This is a genomic window from Actibacterium ureilyticum (genome assembly GCF_002285435.1).
Taxonomy (GTDB): Bacteria; Pseudomonadota; Alphaproteobacteria; order Rhodobacterales; family Rhodobacteraceae; genus Actibacterium_C; species Actibacterium_C ureilyticum.
On the sequence record NZ_NSBT01000018.1, the window covers coordinates 107,464 to 127,269 of the forward strand.

Consider the following 19,806-nt stretch of genomic DNA (forward strand, 5'->3'; position numbering starts at 1 on the left):
AAATAAATGTCTGGATCGGTTGACCGGATAACAAGTGAGACCGCAGTTGCGTGCAACTACGAAGCGTAAGATGGCAGGGCTGATCAGGCTCGTTGGAGAGATCGAATGACTGTAAGTTTTCAGAAGTTCTCAGACGACATCGACATCATGAAAGCGCCCGGTCGGGGCCGGTCGCCACGCGGCGGGATCTATCGGTCTTTCTTGAAACGCTTGATGGATGTTACCCTGGTCATCGTCACGCTGCCTTTCACGCTGCCGCTGGTGGCGGTGCTGGCCGTGTTCCTGTTCGCCGAAAGCGGCAACCCGTTCTTCCTGCAGCGCCGGTTGGGGCGGAATGGCCGCGTCTTCAGGATCTGGAAGCTGCGCACGATGGTGCCCGACGCGGATGCCCGCCTGAAGGCATACCTGGAACAGGACGCCGACGCGCGCGAGGAATGGACCAGAACGCAGAAGCTGAAGAAGGACCCGCGCATCACCCCGCTGGGCCGGTTCCTGCGCAAGACTTCGCTGGATGAGCTGCCGCAGCTTTGGAACGTGCTGCGCGGGGACATGTCCCTGGTCGGTCCGCGCCCGATGATGTGCAACCAGCGCCACATGTATCCCGGCGCGTCCTATTACAAGCTGCGCCCCGGCATCACCGGCGCCTGGCAGATCTCGGACCGCAATGAAAGTGAGTTCAAGAGCCGCGCCGCCCATGACACCCGCTACGATCAGGACCTGTCGCTGTTCAACGACCTGCGCATCCTGGCCGGCACTGTCACCGCGGTGCTGCGCGGCACAGGCTACTGACACCTTCCAACCACCTTCGACACATGTATTTCGGCGCGTCGGTCAATCTGACGCGCCTTTTACTGGCTGAGACGCGTTAACAATAGTAACTAGGGGCTGGTTTTGGAGGGTGTGCGTATGACTGTGCTCGGCTTGATGCGTATCGGGATTCTATCGGTGGGGCTGTCGGTTCTGGCCGCCTGCGATTCGGCCGAAGACCGTGCGGAAAAGCATTTCGAAAAAGGGATGGAGCTGCTGCAGGCCGGGGATACCGACCGCGCGCTTGTCGAATTTCGCAATGTGTTCAAGCTGAACGGCGCCCATGCCGAGGCGCGCAAGGCCTATGCCCGTGCGGTTCAGGAACGCGGGCAGCTGCGCGAGGCCTTTGGTCAGTATCTGCGTCTGGTGGAACAATATCCCGACGATCTGGAAGGCCGCCGCGCCCTGGCCGAGCTGGGCATCCGCATTCAGAACTGGGCCGAGGTCGAACGCCACGGCGCCAAGGCGATCGAGCTTGCCCCCGACGATCCGCGGGTTCAGGTGATTGCCGCCGCGATGGAATATCGCCGCGCGCTTCAGGATGACGACGGCGCCGCCCGCCGCGCCGCACTGGCCGATGCGATCGCGCTGAAAGCCGCGCTGCCCGACAGCCAGATCAACCAGAGCATCATCATCGACGGCTATCTGCGCGACCGCGATTTCACCAATGCCCTGGCCGAGGTCGACGCCGCCATCGCCGGCAATCCCGACGAGCTGCCGCTCTATCGTGCCCGGTTGCAGATCCTGGAACAGATGCAGGACCGCGCGGGGATCGAAAGCCAGCTGCGTCAGATGGTCGAACGCTTCCCCGATGACACGCCCACCAAATCGCTGCTGATCCGATATCTGATCTCGCTGGGCGATCTGGACAGCGCCGAAAGCTTCCTGCGGGCGGAATTCGAGGAAGGCGTCGCCAATGACCCGGCCCGGATCACGCTGATCCAGTTCCTGCTGGGCACCCGCACCCGCGATGCCGCGCGGGCGCAGCTTGACGCGTTCATCGCCGAGGGGACCAATACCGACCGGTTCCGCACCATGCGCGCAACCATGGATTTCGAGGACGGCCAGCGCGAAGCCGCGATTGCCGCGCTGGACGACATCCTGTCCAACGCCCCGGAATCCGACCAGAAACGCGATTTCAAGGTGATTCAGGCGCAATTCCTGCTGTCGACCGGGAACGAGGTCGGCGCCCGCAAGCTGGTCGAAGAGGTCCTGCAGGCCGACCCGACCATGGTTGCGGCGCTGAAACTGCGCGCCAACTGGCTGATCGACGAGGACAAGGCCGACGAGGCAATCAATGTCCTGCGCACCGCGCTGGACCAAAGCCCCGACGATCCGACCGTCATGACCCTGATGGCGCGCGCGCATCAGCGCAACGGCAACCACGAATTGTCCGGCGAGATGCTGTCGTTGGCGGTCGAGGCGTCGAACAACGCGCCCGAGGAAAGCCTGCGCTATGCGGCCTATCTGCTGTCCGACAACAAGCCGATGCCCGCGGAATCCATTCTGGTTCAGGCCCTGCGCCTGGCGCCGGACGATCCCCAGATCCTGTCGCAGCTTGGCCGGATCTATGTCCAGATCGAGGATTGGGGCCGCGCGCAACAGATCGAGACCACCCTGCGCCGGATCGGCACCGACCAGACCGTGGCCGAGGCGGATGGCCTGAAGGTTGCGCTGCTGAACGCCCAGGAACGCACCGACGACGCCATTGCCTTGTTGGAAAGCCTGGCGACCGAGAATACCGGCCATATCGGCGCCCAGGTGACGGTGGTCCGGTCGTTGTTGCTGCGCGGTGACACGACCGAGGCGCGGCAATTCCTGAACGGTCTGCTGGCCGATCAGCCCGACGAGCCGCTCTATCGGTTTCTGGATGCGGCGATCATGGTGGCCAATGGCGATGTCGACGGGGCCGAGGGGCAATATCGCGCGCTGCTGGACGAAGAGCCGAAACGCGAGCGGGTCTGGATGGAACTGATCCGGCTGCTGGCGGCCAACCAGCGCGAGGACGAAGCCGAAGCCGCCCTGGACGAGGCGCTGCAGCACCTGCCCGAGGGGCGCGACCTGTTGTGGACCCGCGCCTCGCAGCTGGAACGCGACGGCGACACCGATGCCGCGATCGAAATCTACGAGCGGCTTTACGCCCAGAACAGCAGCACCAGCATCGTCGCCAACAATCTGGCCAGCCTGCTGGTGACCACGCGACAGGACGATGAAAGCCTGGCGCGCGCCTATACCGTGGCGCGGCGGCTGCGGGACACCGAATTCCCGCCTTTCCAGGACACCTATGGCTGGATTTCCTATCGGCGCGGCGATTTCAACGAGGCCGTGCGCCATCTGGAACCCGCCGCGCGCGGATTGCCGCGCGACGCGCTGGTGCAGTACCATCTGGGCATGGCCTATCTGGCCGTGAACCGCCGGGCCGAGGCGCTGACCCAGCTTCAGCACACGCTGGAGCTGGCCGGCGACGACCCCCGGCCGCAATTCCAGACCGCCCGGGATGAGGTCGAAAGGCTGAGCCAGGGCGAATAACCGGATCGGACAGGCGGCACGTTTGCGCAACACAAGCGTGGCGAGGTCGCATCACCCCAATGCCAAGTCTTGATTAAACCTTGGAAAAAGCTTGGATTGTCCACAAGATACGGTCATAGAAGCCTCAAACCTGGTTGGGGGGCAACCGAAAGGATCCGACACGCCATGATGCGCGCCGTTCTCGTTATTCTGAGCTTCCTCTTTGCAACCGCTACCGCGGCACTGGCCGCCGGGGGCAACTATACTGTCCGTGCGGGCGACACGCTTTCGGTCGAGGTTCTGGAAGATTCCTCGCTGAACCGGAACGTTCTGGTCCTGCCCGACGGGCAGATCAATTTCCCCTTCGCCGGCAGCGTCAGCGCGGCGGGCCGGACCATCGGCCAGATCCAGGGCGCGCTTGTCGCCGGGATCGAAGATCAGTTTCAGACCACCCCGACCGTCGTGGTGTCGGTGGTCAATATCCCGCTACGCACCGCGCCCAGCAGCCAAAGCGTCGCGCCCGCGACCATAAACGTGTATCTCATGGGCGAGGTGAACAATCCCGGCCTGCGCGAGGTCACGCCGGGAACCAGCTTCTTGCAACTGCTGTCGCAGGGCGGGGGCTTTACGAAATTCGCGGCAACCAAGCGTGTGCAAGTGCGCCGCCGCGATGCAACGACCGGAGCAGAACGGGTCTATAAGATAAACTATCGCGCTTTGGCGAATGGGGCAGCGCTGAGCGAAGATATCATACTGGCAAATGGCGATGTCATCCTCGTCCCGGAGCGTCGCCTCTTCGAGTAGACAAGAAAAATGACAGCACAGAAACGCTGGCTGATCACAACCGGACTGACCTTGGTGGGCGCCCTGACCTTTGTCGGCGCCCGCGCGCAGGAAAACGCCGCGGATGCAGGTGCGGGCGTCGAGGTGACCGTCGATGTCAAATCGACGCTGCGCTTCACCGACAATTACGAAAACGAACAGAATCCGGACAGCGGCACGACCTTTTTGCGGACCGATCTGGGCTTTGGCGTGCTGAGCGAGACCCGCTCGCAGCGGTTCGAATTCAACCTGCGCGGCCAGGTCGATGCGGGTGATTTCCCGCAATCGGACGGGTTTGAAACCAGCCTGGAGAACCGCTCGGCCGATCTGGCCTATCAGCACGAAACCCGCGACACGCGGTTGCGGTTCAACGCCAGGACCCGCCGGACCGAGGTCCGCGACACGGCGATTTCGCCGGAATTCGATCTGCGCGACACCTTTGCCGGGACGGGCACGCTGGATGTGAATCGGCTGGCCTTCGATATCGAAACCGGGCGCAGCGCGCCCTTTGGCCTGAAATTCGGCACCAGCCTGCGCGAGCGGAACTATTCCGATGTCAGCAGCGACAACCTGTTTGACAGCGACACCGTCGATCTGGACCTGAGCGCGCGGTTCGACCTGTCGCCCACCCTGTCGGTTTCGCCCTTTGTCGGCCTCAGCGAATACGACGCCGAGGATCTGCCCGAAACCGAGCGGGACCGCACCAATGTCGGCCTGCGGGTGGACCACGAAATCGCGCCCGGCCTGTCCTTTGACGGGCAGGTATCGTTCGACCGGGTCGAAACCACGGAAACCGTTGGCGGCGAACGGCGCACGACCGAAACCGACGGCCCGTCGGCCCGTCTGGGGATCAAGACCGACCGCGCCAATGGCACCATCGGCGCACGCTATAGCACCCGGATCAGCGCCGCGGGCCGCCGCGATACGATCTGGGTCGACCGCACGCTGGATCTGCCCGACGGGTCGTTCGGCCTGTCACTGGGCCTGACCGATAGCGAAGAAACCGACACCCGCGCGCTGGCCGCGCTGCGCTATGACCGCGAGCTGCGGACCGGCGCCATCAGCGCCAGCCTGGCGCAATCGGCCGATACCGCGCTGGAAGACGATGACGAGGTTCTGCGCACGCGGGTCGAGTTCAACTATGACTATCAGATCAACGCCGATTCCACGATCCGCGCCGGTGTCGACTTTGCCCATATCGACGGGCTGTCGGACAACGCAACCGATAGCCAGCGGGCGCGGCTGAACGTGTCCTATAACCACGGGCTGTCGAATGATTGGGACCTGACCACCGGCTTCGAACATTCCTATTCCAAGCGGGACAACAGCAGCGACCGGACGACGAATACGGTGTTCATGGGGCTGGAGCGCAGCTTTTCCTTCCGCCCCTGAGCCGGTCCGTCACGATCACGCGAAAAATGCCGGGATTTCTAGAAAAATCCCGGCATTTGCGATACATACGGATGGAAACAGGGGGCTTGCCGCCCTGGTATGAAAACGGATCCTGTCGTGCATTCAACCGACCACGCCCCCTTGGCGCCGACCTGGCAGACGCGCCCGAACATGCCCGGGCTTCTGGGCTTCATCGCGCTGCTGGCGGTGTCGGTTCCCGTGTTCTGGGTCGGCTTTCTGTCGCTGGGCAGGGCCTGGGCGACTGCTGAATACAGCCACGGGCCGCTGATCCCGCTGATCTCGCTCTACCTGTTCCTGCGCGAGCTGCGCCGGTCGCCGCCGCCGGCCGAAACCGTGACCGACCGCTGGCCGGGCGTGGTGGTGATCGGCATCGGGCTGGCCATCGCGATCTTGGGCAACCTGGTGCTGATCCCCGATATCGTCACCTATGGGTTCATCATCTGGGTGGGCGGCGTGGTGCTGACCGTGTTCGGCTGGCAGCGGGGCAAGCAACACCAGCTGCCGGTGCTGCACCTGGTCTTCATGCTGCCGCTGCCGCAATTCCTGTACTGGAAACTGTCGATCTTCCTGCAAACCGTGTCGTCGCAACTGGGCGTCTGGTTCGTGTCGCAGGCGGGCGTGTCGGTGTTTCTGGACGGCAATATCATCGATCTGGGCGTCTACAAGCTGCAGGTGGCCGAGGCCTGTTCCGGCTTGCGCTACCTGTTCCCGATCCTGTCGTTTTCCTATCTGTTCGCGATCCTGTATCGCGGGCCGATGTGGCACAAGGCGGTGCTGCTTTTGTCGGCCGCGCCGCTGACGGTGCTGATGAATTCGTTCCGCATCGGCGTGATCGGCATTCTGGTCAATTCCTATGGCATCGAACAGGCCGAGGGGTTCCTGCATTTCTTCGAAGGCTGGGTGATCTTCCTAGCCTGTGTGGGGCTGCTGTTCCTGTTGGCGGTCGGGCTGCAACGGCTGGCGCCCAACCCCCTGTCGCTGGCCGAGGCGATCGACCTGGATTTCCAGGGTTTCGGCGGTATCCTGTCACGGATCGTGGGCATCAAGGCGTCGGCGGCGATGTTCGTGGCCACCGCGCTGACGCTGGTGGTCACCACGTCCTGGCTGCTGATCAAGCCCGCCGATCCCGTGCCGGTGCCGCGCGACCCCTTCACGCTGTATCCCAACAGCATTTCGGGCTGGTCGGCGATCCGCGAAAAGCTGGACCCGGCGGTCGAACAGGTTCTGGGCGCGGATGACTATATCAACGCCACCTTCGCTAGCACGGACGAGGCCGCATCGGTCAATTTCTTCGTCGCCTTCTACAAGAAACAGACCGAGGGCACCGGCATCCACTCGCCCGAGGTCTGCTTGCCCGTCGGCGGGTGGGAGGTCTATTCGATCGACCCCTATCAGGTGTCGATGCCGCATACGATCTATGGCACGTTCGACCTGAACCGGGCGGTGATCGAAAAGGGCACGCTGCGGCAGCTGGTCTATTACTGGTTCGAACAGCGCGGCAAGCGGTTCACCAACGATTACCTGGCCAAGGCCTCGGTGCTGTATGACGGGCTGAGCATGGGCCGGACCGACGGTGCGATGGTCCGTTTCGTCACCCCCATCGAACCGGGCGAGGACGAAGCCGCCGCCGATGCCCGGCTGCAACGGTTCATGGCCGAAAGCCTGCCGCGCCTGCCGCGTTTCGTGCCGGAATAGACCCGCGACGATGCTTGAAACAGGCGCGGCTTTCGCGCCAAGATAGCCGGATGAGAACCACCGTGCCCAAGGGCCTGCCACAGGACGACAGCCAGCGGGCGCGTAAATTCGCCGCGTTGGTGCCTTTGGCGCTGGTGCTGATCTGCGTGCTGATCGAGGTGGTTCTGCAAATGGGCGATCTGGGCGTCTTTGGCCCGCCCCGGCTGCGCCAGTGGGCCTATGAGCAGGGCGGCTTCTGGCCCGGTCTGCTGCAGGACTGGACGCCGAACTATGCGTTGCAACCGGTGCTGATGTTCGTGACCTATGGCTTTCTTCATGGCGGTCTGCTGCATCTGCTGATCAACATGATCACGCTGCATTCGCTGGGACAGGGCGTCGTCGAACGGGTGGGGCCGGTGCAGTTCCTGCTGCTGTATTTCGCGACCATGATCGGCGGGGCGGCGGGCTTTGGCCTGATCGCCGATACGGTCTATCCAATGGTCGGGGCATCCGGCGCGCTGTTCGGTCTGGCCGGTGCGCTGATGGCGTGGAACTATGTCGACCGCTACACCTATCGGCTGGATCTGTGGCCGATTGCGCGGGTGGCCGGGCTTTTGATCGTGATCAACGCGGTGATGTGGTGGGCGCTGGACGGGCAGCTGGCCTGGGAAACCCATCTGGGCGGGTTCGTGACCGGTTGGATTATGGCCCTGCTTTTGGACCCGCGCGGGCGGATTTAGCACGGGATTTGGTCAAATACCGCCGATGCGCCCCGATGCACCCGCGGGGCGATGACATCGAAAGACCGCGGTGCTAGACCTTTGACACATCAATGGCGAGCTTCAGATGCCGATCATTCGCACCAATACCGACCTCATCTTCTTCGCCCATGTCCCGAAATGCGCCGGCTCTGCCATCGAAGATTACCTGCGCGCGCGGTTCCCGCTGATCGCCTTCGAAGACAACGCCTATATGCGCCGCCCGGTGGAACAGCGCTGGAACAAATCCTCGCCCCAGCATATCGACCTGGAAGCGCTGAACCGCCTGTTTCCACAGGGGTTTTTCGATCACAGCTTTGCCGTGGTGCGCCATCCCGTCGCCCGCATCGTCAGCGCCTATCACTTCCAGCACGAGGTCGAGCGCAGCATCCCCGAGTCCACCTCCTTCGTCGACTGGCTGCGCCTGATTCAGGACGAATCCGCGCAGCGCCCGTTCCAGTACGACAACCATGTCCGCCCCATGACCCAGCTTGTGCCCGAGGAAGCCCAGGTCTTTTACCTGGAACACGGGCTGGATGCGGTGATCCCGTGGCTGGACATGATCACCGGCGATATCGCCGGGCCGCGCGCCTTCACCCACAAGAACAAGCGCGGCGCATATACCCGCAACGCCAAGGAACAGGTCGTGCCCAGCGACGAGGAACTGGCCCTGATCGAAGAGATCTATGGCACAGATTTCGAACGCTTCGGCTATCGGATCGGCCAGAAGATGCCCGATGCCCCCGCGCCCGCCCTGCCCGACAGCTTCATCCTTGCGCGCGATGCGGAACTGGCCGCGCGCGATACGCTGTCCAGCAAGGTCAAGGACAAAGCCAACCGCCTGATGGCGCGGCTGAAATAAGCCAAGGCATGCTGCGCAAGATGCTCAAGCGATTTCGCAACCTTATCGGCCCCGCGCAGCACACAACCCTGGATCTGTCCCCGCCGGTGCCCAATCGCCTGACCTATGTCGTGGGGGATATCCACGGGTGCAGCGCCCTGCTGGATACGCTGATCGACATGATCCGCACCGATCAGGGCGACCGGTCGGCCGATTGGGTGTTTGTCGGCGATTATGTCGATCGCGGCCCCGACAGCGCGGGCGTTCTGCGGCGGCTGCGTGCGCTGTCCGATGATCCGGCGCGGCGCGTGACCTGTCTGATGGGCAATCACGAGGCGATGCTGCTGCAATTCCTGAAAACCCCGACCGAAAGCGCCGAACACTGGCTGTTGAACGGCGGGTTGGACACGCTGTCCAGCTTTCATGTCGACCGGGTCGCGGGCAGTTCGCCCGTTGAACGGCACGAAGCGCTGGCGCAGGAATTGCGCCGCGCTCTGCCGCCCGGCACCGAAGACTGGCTGAGCCGCCTGCCGATGTGGTGGCAAAGCGGCAATCTGGCGGTCGTGCATGCGTTGACCGACGGGCAGCGCCCGCTGGACGAACAGCCGACCGAAACGCTGCTCTGGGCGCGGCCCGGCAAGCGGTTGCAACCGCGCGGCGACGGCCTGTGGGTGGCGCATGGCCACACCGTGACGCCCGAACCCGCGATCCGCGCCGGTCACATTGCCGTCGATACCGGCGCTTTTCGCAGCGGTGTGCTGACCGCGGCAGCAATCGACAAAGGCGATATTCGTTTTCTAAGCACAAAGGTGGAACATGACGTGTCGAAACAATGGCCGGGATAAGGCATTGAGCAGGTATTCGCCGCAATCCCCGACTTTGTCATGGATTCGTTTCCACCAGCTTAGTAGCGTGCAGAGGAAATCGTTTTGAAACCGGGGCTTACGATGATCCACCCTGTTATCCTTTGCGGCGGCTCCGGCACGCGGCTGTGGCCCAGTTCGCGCCGGGCCTATCCAAAACAGTTCATCGGGCTGTTGGGCCAGGACACGTTGTTTCAATCGACGCTGAAACGCCTGTCCGGCCCGGATTTCGGCGCGCCGCTGGTGATGACGAATGCCGATTTCCGCTTCATCGCGACCGATCAATGCGAGGAAATCGGCCTGTCGGATGCGCGCGTGGTGATCGAACCCGCGCTGCGCAACACCGGGCCTGCGATTCTGGCCGCCGCGCTGATGCTCGAGGATACGCCAGACGCGCTGATGCTGGTGGCCCCGTCCGATCACATCATGGGCGATATCGATGCGTTTCTGCAAAGCCTGCGCATCGGTGCCGAGGCCGCGGCAAGCGGCAAGCTGGTGACATTCGGCGTGACGCCCACCGGACCCGAAACCGGCTATGGCTATCTGGAGCTCGAGGCGCCGGTCAACGGTGCACTGAAACCCTATCCCCTGAAGGGGTTCACCGAAAAACCCGATGCCGAGACCGCGCAGAAACTGGTCGATGGCGGGCGGCATTTGTGGAACGCGGGCCTGTTCCTGTTCCGTGTGCGCGACATCATCGCCGCGTTCGAAAAACACGCGCCCGACATGATGGCGCCCTGCCGGGGCGCGGTGCAGAACGGCGCGCAGGATCTGGGATTCTATCGCCTGTCCGAGGCCGAGTTCACCGACGCGCGGTCGGAATCCATCGACTATGCCGTGATGGAAATGGCCGACAATATCGCGGCGGTGCCGCTCAGCTGCGGCTGGTCGGATCTGGGCAGCTGGGACGCGCTTTGGGCCGCGTCAGAGCCTGATTCAGACGGTATCGTCACCCAAGGCACCGCCACGGCGGTCGATTGCGCCAACACGTTTCTGCGGTCGGAAAGCGACGATATCCAGCTGGTCGGCGTCGGCCTGAAGGATATCGTGGCGGTCGCGATGCGCGACGCGGTTCTGGTGGCGGACATGAACGCCTCGCAACAGGTGAAGGACGCCGTCACGCTGCTGAAACAGCGAAAGGTTTCGCAGGCCGAGGATTACCCGCGCTTTCACCGCCCTTGGGGCTGGTACGAGACCCTGTGCCTGGACAGCCGGTTCCAGGTGAAACGCATCATGGTGAAACCCGGCGGCACGCTGAGCCTGCAAAGCCACATGCACCGGTCCGAACACTGGATCGTGGTCGCCGGCACCGCGCAGATCACCATCGGGGACGAGGAAAAGCTGCTGTCGGAAAACCAGTCGGTCTATATTCCGCTGGGCGCCGTACACCGCATGGCAAACCCCGGACGCGTGCCGATGTACCTGATCGAGGTGCAGACCGGCGCTTATTTGGGCGAAGACGACATCGTGCGTTACGAGGATGTCTATAACCGGAACTAATACGATCATGCTGCACCGCAGCGGGTTGATAAAATCCCGCGGTCACGTATCAGCGATAGGTGATCTGAGCGTGCGTAACGAAGAGAAGGCGATGACATGAAGGTTGTCATTTTTGGGTTGGGGTATGTCGGGTTCACGGCCGGGTGCTGTATCTCTTCCGAGGGTCACACGGTGGTCGGCATCGATGTCAGCCAGAAAAAGGTCGATGCGATCAATGCGGGCCAGGCCCCGATCGTCGAGCCGCAAGTCACCGAAATGCTGTCAGATGCGCTGGAAAAGGGACTGTTTCAGGCCGATACGACCATTGGCGACCACCTGAAGGATGCCGATCTGGCCATTGTCTGCGTCGGCACGCCATCGGCGCCCGACGGGTCGCACAACATGGGCTATATCGCCGATGTCAGCCGCCAGATCGCCGAGGCGGTCAAGAACACCGATACCGGCAAATTCGCCGTCGCCTATCGGTCGACCATCCGCCCCGGCACGATCGAAGAACTGATCGCGCCCATCTTCGCTTCCACCCTGGGCGCGGATTTCAAGAACCGGGTCGAGATCGTCTATAACCCCGAATTCCTGCGCGAAGGGACGGCGGTAAAGGATTATTTCGAGCCGCCCAAGATCGTCATCGGCACCAGCGACGGCCAGCCCAACGCCGCGATGGAGGCGCTGAACGCCAATATCACCGCGCCGACCTTCATCGTGGGCTATCGCGAGTCCGAGGTGACGAAATTCGTCGACAACACCTGGCACGCGGTCAAGGTGGCCTTTGCCAATGAAATCGGGCGCGTCTGCCTTCAGGCCGGGATCTCCGCCAAGAAGGTGCACGAAATCTTCGTGTCGGACACCAAACTGAACATCTCGCCCTATTACATGCGGCCGGGCGGGGCGTTTGGCGGCTCGTGCCTGCCCAAGGACGTGCGCGCGTTGCAGCATATCGGCTCGGATATCGGCGCGAACCTGCATCTGGTCGACAGCCTGATCCGCTCGAACGAGGCGCATAAACACGCGCTGTTCGAATTCGCGGCCGAGGGGCTGGAGCCCGGCGCAAGCATCCTGATCGCCGGGCTGGCGTTCAAGGCGGGCACGGATGACCTGCGCGAAAGCCCGAATGTCGACCTGACGCGCAAGCTGCTGGCGGCTGGGTACAAGGTGGAAATCTATGACCCCGCCATCGCCGCCGACATGCTGGTGGGCGCGAACCTGGGCTATGCCTATAGCCGGCTGCCGATGCTGGAAACATTGCTGATCGACAAGGATCGCGCTGAAACAGGGTCTTATGACCGGGTTCTGGCCAATAACGCGACGATCAAGCAACTGGCCCTGAAGGACCCCGGGATTGTTCGCGATCTGGGGACCCTGGCATGAGCCGGATCGAAACCCCGCGCATGACGGCGGCCCGCGCCGCCGCGCCGCTGGCGGGGCGCAAGGTTCTGATCATCGTCGAAAACCTGCCGCTGCCCTTCGACCGGCGCGTCTGGCACGAATGCCGCACATTGACGGCTGCGGGCGCGCAGGTCAGCGTGATCTGCCCCACCGGCAAGGGGTACGAGGCACCCTATGAAGAGATTGAGGGCGTCCATATCTATCGCCACAACTTGCCCGTGGATGCCAAGGGCGCGGCGGGCTATCTGCTGGAATATTCCGCCGCGTTGTTCCACGAGATGCGGCTGGCCATCAAGGTGGCGATGAAACACGGGTTCGACACGATCCAGGGCTGCAACCCGCCGGACCTGATCTTTCTGGTCGCCTGGCCGTTCAAGCTGTTCGGCAAGCGCTATATCTTCGACCACCACGACATCAACCCCGAGCTTTACGAGGCGAAATTCAACCGCCGCGACTTTTTCTGGCGGCTGATGAAATGGTGCGAGCGGCGGAATTTCCGCGCCGCCGATGTGGTGATCTCGACCAACAATTCCTATCGCGATATCGCGCTGACCCGTGGCGGCAAGGCCCCGCAGGATGTGTTCGTCGTGCGCTCGGGCCCCGATTTGACCCGGCTGACGGTGATGCCACCCAATCCGAAATGGAAGAACGGGCGCGCGCATATGGTGGGCTATGTCGGCGTGATGGGCGACCAGGAGGGGCTGGACCTGTTGCTGGAATCCGCGCGCGATCTGGTGCATGAACGCGGCCGCGATATCCAGTTCGTTCTGGTGGGCGGCGGCCCCGCGCTGGACGATCTGAAACGCATGGCCGCCGACATGAAGCTGACCGATCACGTCACCTTCACCGGCCGCGCCCCCGATGCCGACCTGTTCGAGGTGCTGTCGACCGCCGATGTCTGCGTGAACCCCGACCGGGTGAACCCGATGAACGACAAGTCGACCATGAACAAGATCCTGGAATACATGGCGTTTTCCAAACCCATCGTGCAGTACGAGGTTGCCGAAGGCCGGTTTTCGGCGCAAGAGGCCTCGCTCTACGCCACCCCGAACGACACCACCGACATGGCCGACAAGATCGCGGCCCTTCTGGACGACCCTGATCGGTGTGCCGAAATGGGTGTTTTCGGGCGAAACAGGGTCGAAACGGAGCTGAGCTGGGATCATCAGGTCGACATACTTATCGCCGCCTATCAGCGCGTGATGGACCGCTGATGCAGCCGCGCCGACAGATCACGACCCAGGCCGGGTTCGGCCCGCAGATCCAGCGCTCGCCGCTTGAAAAGCTGCGGATCAAGCTGAAGAACGCCTATGGCCGGAACAAGGGCACGCTGCGCAATCCCGAATTCTGGGCGCTGACGCCGAAACTGGCGGCGGGCGCGCTGAACCGCAAGCCGCGCCAGCCGGGCGATCCGGTGCTGTTCGTGTCGACCCATCACAAGGCGATGACCACCTATTTCGTCGACGTGATGCGGCTGTTTGCGATGTGCCGTGGCCAGCGGTTCGAGATCGTGAACATGCAGCAGCCGAAAGCCCAGACCGACATCTTCGTGTCGGGCCACAGCAAGATGGACCTGCCCGCGCTGGCGCCATATCGCGGGGTGCATATCACGCGCGACCCGCGCGACATGATCATTTCCGGTTACCACTACCACAAATGGACGACCGAGGAATGGGCCCACCGCCCCGATGACCAGGGGCGCAGCTATCAGCAGAAGCTTCTGGCCGCGTCGCAGGATGACGGGCTTTACATGGATATCGACCATTTCATCTTTTCCTATCGCGATCTGCTGGAAAACTGGGACATGGACGATCCCGATATGCTGGAGCTGAAGTTCGAGGATCTGATGGGCGACGGGCGCGCCGCACTTTACGACCAGATTTTCCGCCATTTCGGCTGTAACAGTGACGATCTGGCGCTTGGCATCCGGCTGATGACCATGTTCGAGGCCAAGAAACGCGCGGGCAAATCCACCGGCGCGAAATCCCATGTCCGCAGCGCGAAATCGGGCCAGTGGAAGGGGATGCTGACCGCCGATCACCTGGCCTATATCGATACCGAACTGGGCGATGTGCTGGACAAGTTCGGCTATCCCCGCGCGGGCTAGGGCGTTGCGCCCATGGCCCTAGCAGCGGGCGGGGCGCTTACGAACCCTCAACACCGGCATCGCTAGGGTGGCGCGCATTTCGACCTGAAAGGACGCACCATGCCCCAAGATGCCTATGACAACATGACCCCTTCGCTTCAAAGCCCCGCTGTCGGGATCGAAGAGGTCACGCCCGACGACCTGACCGACCTGGCCAATGTCACCCGCGCGCTGAACGTGGCCACCGCCGGAACCGTTCGCGTGATCGCGGCCGACGGCACCAGCGGCGATGTGTTCGTGGCCGCCGGGATCACCTTTCCGATCCGGGCCCGCCGCGTTCTGGCGACAGGCACCACCGCGACCGGTATCCGCGGGCTGTACTGAGCGCGCAAAAATTGGCCAATCCGCGCCGCTTGGGTTGTGGATTGGCCGGCGGGACTTGACCCCGCGACGCAAACCCTAGAACTCTGTCGGGAGTATCTTCCTCCTTGAAAATCAAGGAAGTAACAAGGTAACCGGCGATGTTCAAATCCGTCCTGCTGCTGCTTTCGGGCAATGCGTTCAGCGCATTGATGCTGCTGATACGCAACCTGCTGGTGGCGCGGCTGATTTCGGTGTCCGACTATGGCATCGCGGCGACATTCGCGATCTCGATGGCCATGGTCGAGATGATGTCGAACCTGGGCCTGCAGCAGATGATCGTGCAGGACAAGGATGGCGAGGACCCCGCGCTTCAGGCCGGGTTGCAAGGGTTTCAGGCCCTGCGCGGCGTGCTGTCATCGCTGATCCTGCTGCTTCTGGCGCATCCGCTGGCGATGTTCCTGGGCGTGCCGCATGTCGCCTGGGCCTATCAGGCGATGGCGCTGGTGCCGCTGATGAACGGTTTCATGCATTTCGACGTGTTCCGCATGCAGCGGCAGATGCGCTACCTGCCGCATATGCTGACCGTTTCGGTGCCTGCGCTGGTGTCGGTGCTGCTGGTCTGGCCGCTGGACCGCCTTTTCGGCGATTATCGCGTGATGCTGTTCGCGGTGCTGGCGCAGTCGATGATGACGCTCGTCACCTCGCATCTAACGGCCAAAAGCCGCTATCGGATTCGCATGGATCGCCAGATCATGGGGCGCGGATTGCGATTCGGTTGGCCGCTTCTGATCAACGGAATGCTGCTGTTCATCGTGTTTCACGGCGAAAAACTGGTCGTCGGGCGTGAATTGGGCATGGCGAAACTGGCCATCCTGGCGATGGGTTTCACCCTGACCCTGACGCCCACGCTGGTGGTGTCGCGCAGCGTGCAATCCTTCTTCCTGCCGCAGCTGTCGCGCCCCGATCTGCCGCCCGAGAAATTCACCATGATCGGCATCGCCGCGGTCGAGGCGAACCTGCTGAATGGCCTGGTGCAGGTCGCCGGGATCATGCTGTTCGGACCGTTGCTGGTGCAATGGGTTCTAAACACGAATTACGGTGAATTGGTGCCGCTTTTGCTGTTCCTGTCGATCCTGCACGCCGTGCGCGTGTTCAAGGCTGGACCGGCGGCGGTGGCGCTGGCCTGTGCCCAGACCGACAACGCCATGTGGGCCAACCTGTGCCGGGTCCTGACCGTGCCGCTGGCGTGGTATGCGGCGGCCCAAGGCTACGGGCTGACCACGGTGGTCTGGATCGCGCTGGGGGGCGAGCTTTGCGGCTTTGCCGTGGCGCTGATCCTGCTGCGGCGGCGGGTTGGATTTGACCTGCGACCATTGCGCGGTCCGGTGATTGCCTGTTTCCTGTTCCTGACCCTACTCTTTCTGTACGGGCTGATCAGCCAGGGTATTTTGCCGCTGCCGATCAATCTGAACCTGCTGGCGGGGTTGTGCATCGCGACCTTCGGGCTGGCGCTGTTCATGTTGGGCGGGTTGCGCCGCTATGTTCTGGATCGAAAGGCACGACGCCCCTAATGACCGAGAGCCTGCCTCTTTTGCTGCATGTCGGTTATCACAAGACCGCCACCAGCTGGATGCAGAACCGGTTGTTCACGCCCGATCACGGATACGCCCAGCTTTGCGGCCATCAACAGGTGCACGACCTGATCACCAATCCCCACGGGCTGCAGTTCGACCCGCATCTGATGCGGGATCTGATCGACACCGCCCGCCAAAAGGTGCCCCAAGGGGCGGTTCCCGTGATTTCGTCCGAGATCCTGTCGGGCCATCATTTCACCGGCGGCTATCAGTCCGATGTCTATGCCTGGCGGCTGAAAGAGATCGCCCCCCGCGCCCTCATCCTGTTGTCGATCCGGTCGCAGATGACGATCCTGCCGTCTTGCTACATGCAATATCTGATGAGCGGCGGCACAATGCCCTGGCCGCAATTCTTTCGCGGCGAACGCGATATCGGCTATCCAGCGTTTTCCCCGGTGCATTTCGAGTATGACCGCCTGATCGACCATTACCAGACCCTGTTCGGGGCGGAAAACGTGCATGTCGTGACCCAGGAAAGCATCGCTCACGACATGGGACAGATGGCTGACGAGCTGGCGGCGTTTACCGGAAACAGGCTCTATTCCGGCCTGAGTGACAGCGCTCGCGTGATCTATGCGCCCAGCTATGCCGAAACGACCGCGCCGGTTCTGCGGCGGATCAACCATGTGCAATCCAGCATGCTGAACCGGTGCCCGGTTATCGAGCTGGGCCATACACCCACCGGTCTGTTCAAACTCTATGGCGCGGGGCATCGGCGTGTGATGGGGGCGCTTGGCCGCGAGCCGGCCCGGCCGATCCGGGCCTATGTGCGGGACACCTTTGGCGACCGGTTCGGTGACAGCAACCGGCGTCTGGCCGCGCTGGTTCCCGGCCTGGACCTGAGCGATTATCCCTGAGCGGTCAGCCGCTGCCGCAGCGCCCGCAGAACCGGCAGCGCGGCGCGGACCTGATCGATCCCGATATCGGCCACCACATCGTTCAGAATCGGCAGCATCGCGGCAATCGCGGCATCGCGCGCCTTGCGTCCCGCCGGGCTGATCGACACCATCTTGCGCCGCGCATCGTCCCAATCGGGGCGGATATGCACATGACCGGCCCATTCCAGCTTGTTCAGCGTGTTGGTCATCGCCCCGCGCGTGACGTGAAACGCCTGAGCCAGTTGCGCGGGCGAGCGTTCCTCGTTCGTGCGCGCCAGATGGTTCAGCACCGAAAAATGGCTCAGCTCCATGCCCTTGGGCAACGCCTTGCTCAACCGGCTGCGCGCCAGCTGGTCGGCCATGAAGATCTCGCTGAACAGCGAAACGGCCAGGGTATCAGCGCTTTCGGTTACTCGGGACATTCAAACGGGCGGTCATGGCTCAGGGACGGGACGCGATACCGGGCGTTCTGGACCTGTGACAGGTCAAGATCAACAAAAACCGTCTCGACCCCGTCACCGGCACGGGCCAGAACCTCGCCCCAGGGGGCAATCGCGACACTATGCCCCCAGGTCGCGCGCGGCTTGCCGCTGCGGGTGGTGTGGCGGCCGGTTTGCGCCGGGGCCAAAACGTAACAGCCGTTTTCAATGGCCCGCGCGCGCAACAGGGTTTCCCAATGCGCCGCACCCGTGGTGGGCGAAAACGCTGCCGGCACGCACAGGATCTGGGCCCCGGCCTGGGCCAGCGCGCGGTAAAGATGCGGGAACCGCACGTCATAGCAGATGCTCAGCCCCAGCGTGCCAAAGGGCGTTTCGGCCAGAACCGCGCGATCCCCGGGGCGATAGCCATCGGATTCGCGGAACCGCTCGGCCTCGTTGATCTCGACATCGAACATGTGAATCTTGTCATACCGCGCGGCGATCTGCCCATCCGGGGCGATCAGGAAGGACCGGTTGGCAAAGCGGCCATCGGGATCGTCGGTCTTGATCCCCAGCGACCCGATCAGCAGCCAGACGTTCAGCGCGCGCGCCTCGTCCCGCAGGGCGGCCAGTGTCGGATCGTCGTCTTCGGACCGCAGCACGTCCTTTTGGTGATCGCGGCTGGACGAAACGCAATTCGTCACCTCGGGCGTCAGGATGAAACCGGCCCCCTTCGCCGCCGCATCGCGGATCATCGGCAGAAGCGCGGCCAGGTTCTCGGCCGGATCGTCGCTGGAATTCAGCTGTAACAGAGCCGCTTTCATCGCTCAGGCCGCCAGAAGCGGGTCCAGCTTGCCCGCCCGATCCAGCGCGAACAGATCGTCACAGCCGCCGACATGGGTCTGGCCGATGAAAATCTGCGGCACCGTATGGCGCCCGGCGGCACGGCCCATCATCTCCTGTCGCTTGGCCGGGTCGCGCGACACGTCGATTTCGGTGAAGGGCACGCCCTTGTTCGTCAGCAGCGATTTCGCCATCCGGCAATAACCGCAGGTCGGCGTTGTATAGATTTCGATCGTTTGCATCGCACATTTCCCTTTTCCCGCATAGATATATGGGATCAGGGCTCTTTCGCAACGCGCGCAAGAGTGATGACCCGAATATCTGCGGCCCCCGCGGCACGCAGCGCCTCGGTCGCGGTGGCAAAAGTGGCGCCCGAGGTCATAACGTCATCGACCAGCAAAACATCGCGCCCGGCAATCCGGTCGATCCGGCGGGGATTGACCCGCAGGGCGCCCGCCATGTTGGCGAACCGTGCCTCGACCCCCATACCGTCCTGTTTCGGCGTCGCGCGGTCCCGCAACAGCGCATCGGGGCAATGGACCAGCCCCAGCTTGCGCGCCACACCCCCCGCCAGCAGCGCCGACTGGTTATAGCGCCGCTTGAGCAGCCGCCAGCGATGCAGCGGGATCGGCACCACGATCATCCCCGGCGCGATCAGCGGCTGCGCCGCCCGCGCCATCCACTCTGCCGCGGGCCGGGCCAGTTCCGTCCGGTCGGCATGTTTCAGCGCCAGAACCATCCGCCGCCCGCCATCGCGATACAGCAGGGTGGCGCGCCCCCGCGACCAGGGACGCGCGATCTGCATGCAATCGTCGCAGACCGCCTTTTCATCCGGATCATCCCCGGGCAGGGGGGTGCCGCACAGGTCACAGACCAGACCCGAGATGAAATGCGCCTCGCGCCAGCAGGGGCCGCACAGGTTGAAATCCCCGCCCACCGGATCGCCGCAGGACACGCATTGCGGCGGAAAGATCAATTGCAGCGCAGCTTGCATTCCTGACTTTGCCCTATAAA

At 63.1% G+C, this 19,806-nt stretch carries 19 protein-coding genes; 15 read left to right on the forward strand and 4 right to left on the reverse strand.

Annotated features, from left to right (window positions below; translation table 11 throughout):
• Positions 1–213 precede the first annotated feature (213 nt).
• The 15 genes from CLM60_RS03390 (at position 214) to CLM60_RS03460 (ending at position 17,509) form a co-directional block, all read left to right on the forward strand.
• On the forward strand, positions 214–789 hold the full coding sequence (locus CLM60_RS03390) for a sugar transferase (RefSeq protein WP_245848162.1): 576 nt from the start codon (positions 214–216) through the stop codon (positions 787–789).
• Between the two features lie 117 nt (positions 790–906).
• Positions 907–3,336 (forward strand): tetratricopeptide repeat protein, encoded by a 2,430-nt coding sequence (locus CLM60_RS03395; protein ID WP_095587763.1) that lies wholly within the window; start codon positions 907–909, stop codon positions 3,334–3,336.
• A gap of 165 nt (positions 3,337–3,501) precedes the next feature.
• Entirely contained in the window at positions 3,502–4,119 is a 618-nt protein-coding gene (locus CLM60_RS03400) for a polysaccharide biosynthesis/export family protein (protein WP_095587764.1), read from the forward strand.
• A gap of 9 nt (positions 4,120–4,128) precedes the next feature.
• On the forward strand, positions 4,129–5,529 hold the full coding sequence (locus CLM60_RS03405) for a hypothetical protein (RefSeq protein WP_095587765.1): 1,401 nt from the start codon (positions 4,129–4,131) through the stop codon (positions 5,527–5,529).
• A 99-nt stretch (positions 5,530–5,628) separates the two neighbouring features.
• Positions 5,629–7,245 (forward strand): VPLPA-CTERM-specific exosortase XrtD, encoded by a 1,617-nt coding sequence (gene xrtD / locus CLM60_RS03410; protein WP_095587766.1) that lies wholly within the window; start codon positions 5,629–5,631, stop codon positions 7,243–7,245.
• A gap of 50 nt (positions 7,246–7,295) precedes the next feature.
• Positions 7,296–7,964, forward strand: coding sequence for a rhomboid family intramembrane serine protease (locus CLM60_RS03415; protein ID WP_095587767.1), 669 nt, complete (start codon positions 7,296–7,298; stop codon positions 7,962–7,964).
• A 106-nt stretch (positions 7,965–8,070) separates the two neighbouring features.
• Positions 8,071–8,844, forward strand: coding sequence for a sulfotransferase family 2 domain-containing protein (locus CLM60_RS03420; protein WP_095587768.1), 774 nt, complete (start codon positions 8,071–8,073; stop codon positions 8,842–8,844).
• 8 nt (positions 8,845–8,852) lie between these two features.
• A complete protein-coding gene (locus CLM60_RS03425; RefSeq protein ID WP_095587769.1) occupies positions 8,853–9,668 on the forward strand; it encodes a metallophosphoesterase family protein in 816 nt (271 codons plus the stop codon).
• A gap of 102 nt (positions 9,669–9,770) precedes the next feature.
• Positions 9,771–11,186, forward strand: a complete 1,416-nt coding sequence (locus CLM60_RS03430) for a mannose-1-phosphate guanylyltransferase/mannose-6-phosphate isomerase (protein WP_095587770.1) — start codon at positions 9,771–9,773, stop codon at positions 11,184–11,186.
• Between the two features lie 96 nt (positions 11,187–11,282).
• Positions 11,283–12,551 carry a nucleotide sugar dehydrogenase gene (locus tag CLM60_RS03435; RefSeq protein WP_095587771.1) on the forward strand — a complete coding sequence of 423 codons (1,269 nt, stop codon included), beginning with the start codon at positions 11,283–11,285 and terminating at the stop codon, positions 12,549–12,551.
• Complete coding sequence (locus CLM60_RS03440) at positions 12,548–13,783, forward strand: glycosyltransferase family 4 protein (protein ID WP_095587772.1); 1,236 nt, start codon at positions 12,548–12,550, stop codon at positions 13,781–13,783. The genes CLM60_RS03435 and CLM60_RS03440 overlap by 4 nt, the downstream gene beginning before the upstream one ends.
• Positions 13,783–14,676 carry a sulfotransferase domain-containing protein gene (locus tag CLM60_RS03445; RefSeq protein WP_095587773.1) on the forward strand — a complete coding sequence of 298 codons (894 nt, stop codon included), beginning with the start codon at positions 13,783–13,785 and terminating at the stop codon, positions 14,674–14,676. Before CLM60_RS03440 ends, CLM60_RS03445 begins: the two co-directional genes overlap by 1 nt.
• Positions 14,677–14,775: 99 nt before the next feature.
• The gene (locus CLM60_RS03450; protein ID WP_176473774.1) at positions 14,776–15,039 is read left to right on the forward strand and encodes a spike base protein, RCAP_Rcc01079 family; all 264 of its coding nucleotides are present in this window, start codon (positions 14,776–14,778) and stop codon (positions 15,037–15,039) included.
• A gap of 137 nt (positions 15,040–15,176) precedes the next feature.
• Positions 15,177–16,589: an oligosaccharide flippase family protein gene (locus CLM60_RS03455; RefSeq protein WP_095587774.1), complete on the forward strand. Its 1,413-nt coding sequence runs from the start codon at positions 15,177–15,179 to the stop codon at positions 16,587–16,589.
• Positions 16,589–17,509: a hypothetical protein gene (locus CLM60_RS03460; protein WP_095587775.1), complete on the forward strand. Its 921-nt coding sequence runs from the start codon at positions 16,589–16,591 to the stop codon at positions 17,507–17,509. The genes CLM60_RS03455 and CLM60_RS03460 overlap by 1 nt, the downstream gene beginning before the upstream one ends.
• Here the strand turns inward: CLM60_RS03460 and CLM60_RS03465 are convergent.
• From CLM60_RS03465 to CLM60_RS03480, 4 genes are read right to left on the reverse strand one after another with little or no spacing between them, the layout of a single operon-like run.
• Positions 17,500–17,952 (reverse strand): MarR family winged helix-turn-helix transcriptional regulator, encoded by a 453-nt coding sequence (locus tag CLM60_RS03465; protein ID WP_095587776.1) that lies wholly within the window; start codon positions 17,950–17,952, stop codon positions 17,500–17,502. The two genes, CLM60_RS03460 and CLM60_RS03465, sit on opposite strands and share 10 nt — an antisense overlap.
• A complete protein-coding gene (locus tag CLM60_RS03470) occupies positions 17,940–18,773 on the reverse strand; it encodes a carbon-nitrogen hydrolase family protein (protein WP_095587777.1) in 834 nt (277 codons plus the stop codon). The genes CLM60_RS03465 and CLM60_RS03470 overlap by 13 nt, the downstream gene beginning before the upstream one ends.
• Before the next feature lie 3 nt (positions 18,774–18,776).
• On the reverse strand, positions 18,777–19,034 hold the full coding sequence (gene grxC, locus CLM60_RS03475; protein WP_095587778.1) for a glutaredoxin 3: 258 nt from the start codon (positions 19,032–19,034) through the stop codon (positions 18,777–18,779).
• 35 nt (positions 19,035–19,069) lie between these two features.
• Positions 19,070–19,786, reverse strand: a complete 717-nt coding sequence (locus CLM60_RS03480) for a ComF family protein (RefSeq protein ID WP_095587779.1) — start codon at positions 19,784–19,786, stop codon at positions 19,070–19,072.
• Positions 19,787–19,806 lie beyond the last annotated feature (20 nt).

What these genes read in the sequence shown, in the direction of transcription:
- grxC (WP_095587778.1), bottom strand. Translation starts at nt 19,034, where the DNA reads ATGCAAACGATCGAAATCTATACAACGCCGACCTGCGGTTATTGCCGG.
- CLM60_RS03400 (WP_095587764.1), top strand. Translation starts at nt 3,502, where the DNA reads ATGATGCGCGCCGTTCTCGTTATTCTGAGCTTCCTCTTTGCAACCGCT.
- CLM60_RS03425 (WP_095587769.1), top strand. Translation starts at nt 8,853, where the DNA reads ATGCTGCGCAAGATGCTCAAGCGATTTCGCAACCTTATCGGCCCCGCG.
- CLM60_RS03415 (WP_095587767.1), top strand. Translation starts at nt 7,296, where the DNA reads ATGAGAACCACCGTGCCCAAGGGCCTGCCACAGGACGACAGCCAGCGG.
- CLM60_RS03440 (WP_095587772.1), top strand. Translation starts at nt 12,548, where the DNA reads ATGAGCCGGATCGAAACCCCGCGCATGACGGCGGCCCGCGCCGCCGCG.
- CLM60_RS03455 (WP_095587774.1), top strand. Translation starts at nt 15,177, where the DNA reads ATGTTCAAATCCGTCCTGCTGCTGCTTTCGGGCAATGCGTTCAGCGCA.
- CLM60_RS03395 (WP_095587763.1), top strand. Translation starts at nt 907, where the DNA reads ATGACTGTGCTCGGCTTGATGCGTATCGGGATTCTATCGGTGGGGCTG.
- xrtD (WP_095587766.1), top strand. Translation starts at nt 5,629, where the DNA reads ATGAAAACGGATCCTGTCGTGCATTCAACCGACCACGCCCCCTTGGCG.
- CLM60_RS03430 (WP_095587770.1), top strand. Translation starts at nt 9,771, where the DNA reads ATGATCCACCCTGTTATCCTTTGCGGCGGCTCCGGCACGCGGCTGTGG.
- CLM60_RS03405 (WP_095587765.1), top strand. Translation starts at nt 4,129, where the DNA reads ATGACAGCACAGAAACGCTGGCTGATCACAACCGGACTGACCTTGGTG.
- CLM60_RS03460 (WP_095587775.1), top strand. Translation starts at nt 16,589, where the DNA reads ATGACCGAGAGCCTGCCTCTTTTGCTGCATGTCGGTTATCACAAGACC.
- CLM60_RS03470 (WP_095587777.1), bottom strand. Translation starts at nt 18,773, where the DNA reads ATGAAAGCGGCTCTGTTACAGCTGAATTCCAGCGACGATCCGGCCGAG.
- CLM60_RS03435 (WP_095587771.1), top strand. Translation starts at nt 11,283, where the DNA reads ATGAAGGTTGTCATTTTTGGGTTGGGGTATGTCGGGTTCACGGCCGGG.
- CLM60_RS03465 (WP_095587776.1), bottom strand. Translation starts at nt 17,952, where the DNA reads ATGTCCCGAGTAACCGAAAGCGCTGATACCCTGGCCGTTTCGCTGTTC.
- CLM60_RS03480 (WP_095587779.1), bottom strand. Translation starts at nt 19,786, where the DNA reads ATGCAAGCTGCGCTGCAATTGATCTTTCCGCCGCAATGCGTGTCCTGC.
- CLM60_RS03450 (WP_176473774.1), top strand. Translation starts at nt 14,776, where the DNA reads ATGCCCCAAGATGCCTATGACAACATGACCCCTTCGCTTCAAAGCCCC.
- CLM60_RS03390 (WP_245848162.1), top strand. Translation starts at nt 214, where the DNA reads ATGGATGTTACCCTGGTCATCGTCACGCTGCCTTTCACGCTGCCGCTG.
- CLM60_RS03445 (WP_095587773.1), top strand. Translation starts at nt 13,783, where the DNA reads ATGCAGCCGCGCCGACAGATCACGACCCAGGCCGGGTTCGGCCCGCAG.
- CLM60_RS03420 (WP_095587768.1), top strand. Translation starts at nt 8,071, where the DNA reads ATGCCGATCATTCGCACCAATACCGACCTCATCTTCTTCGCCCATGTC.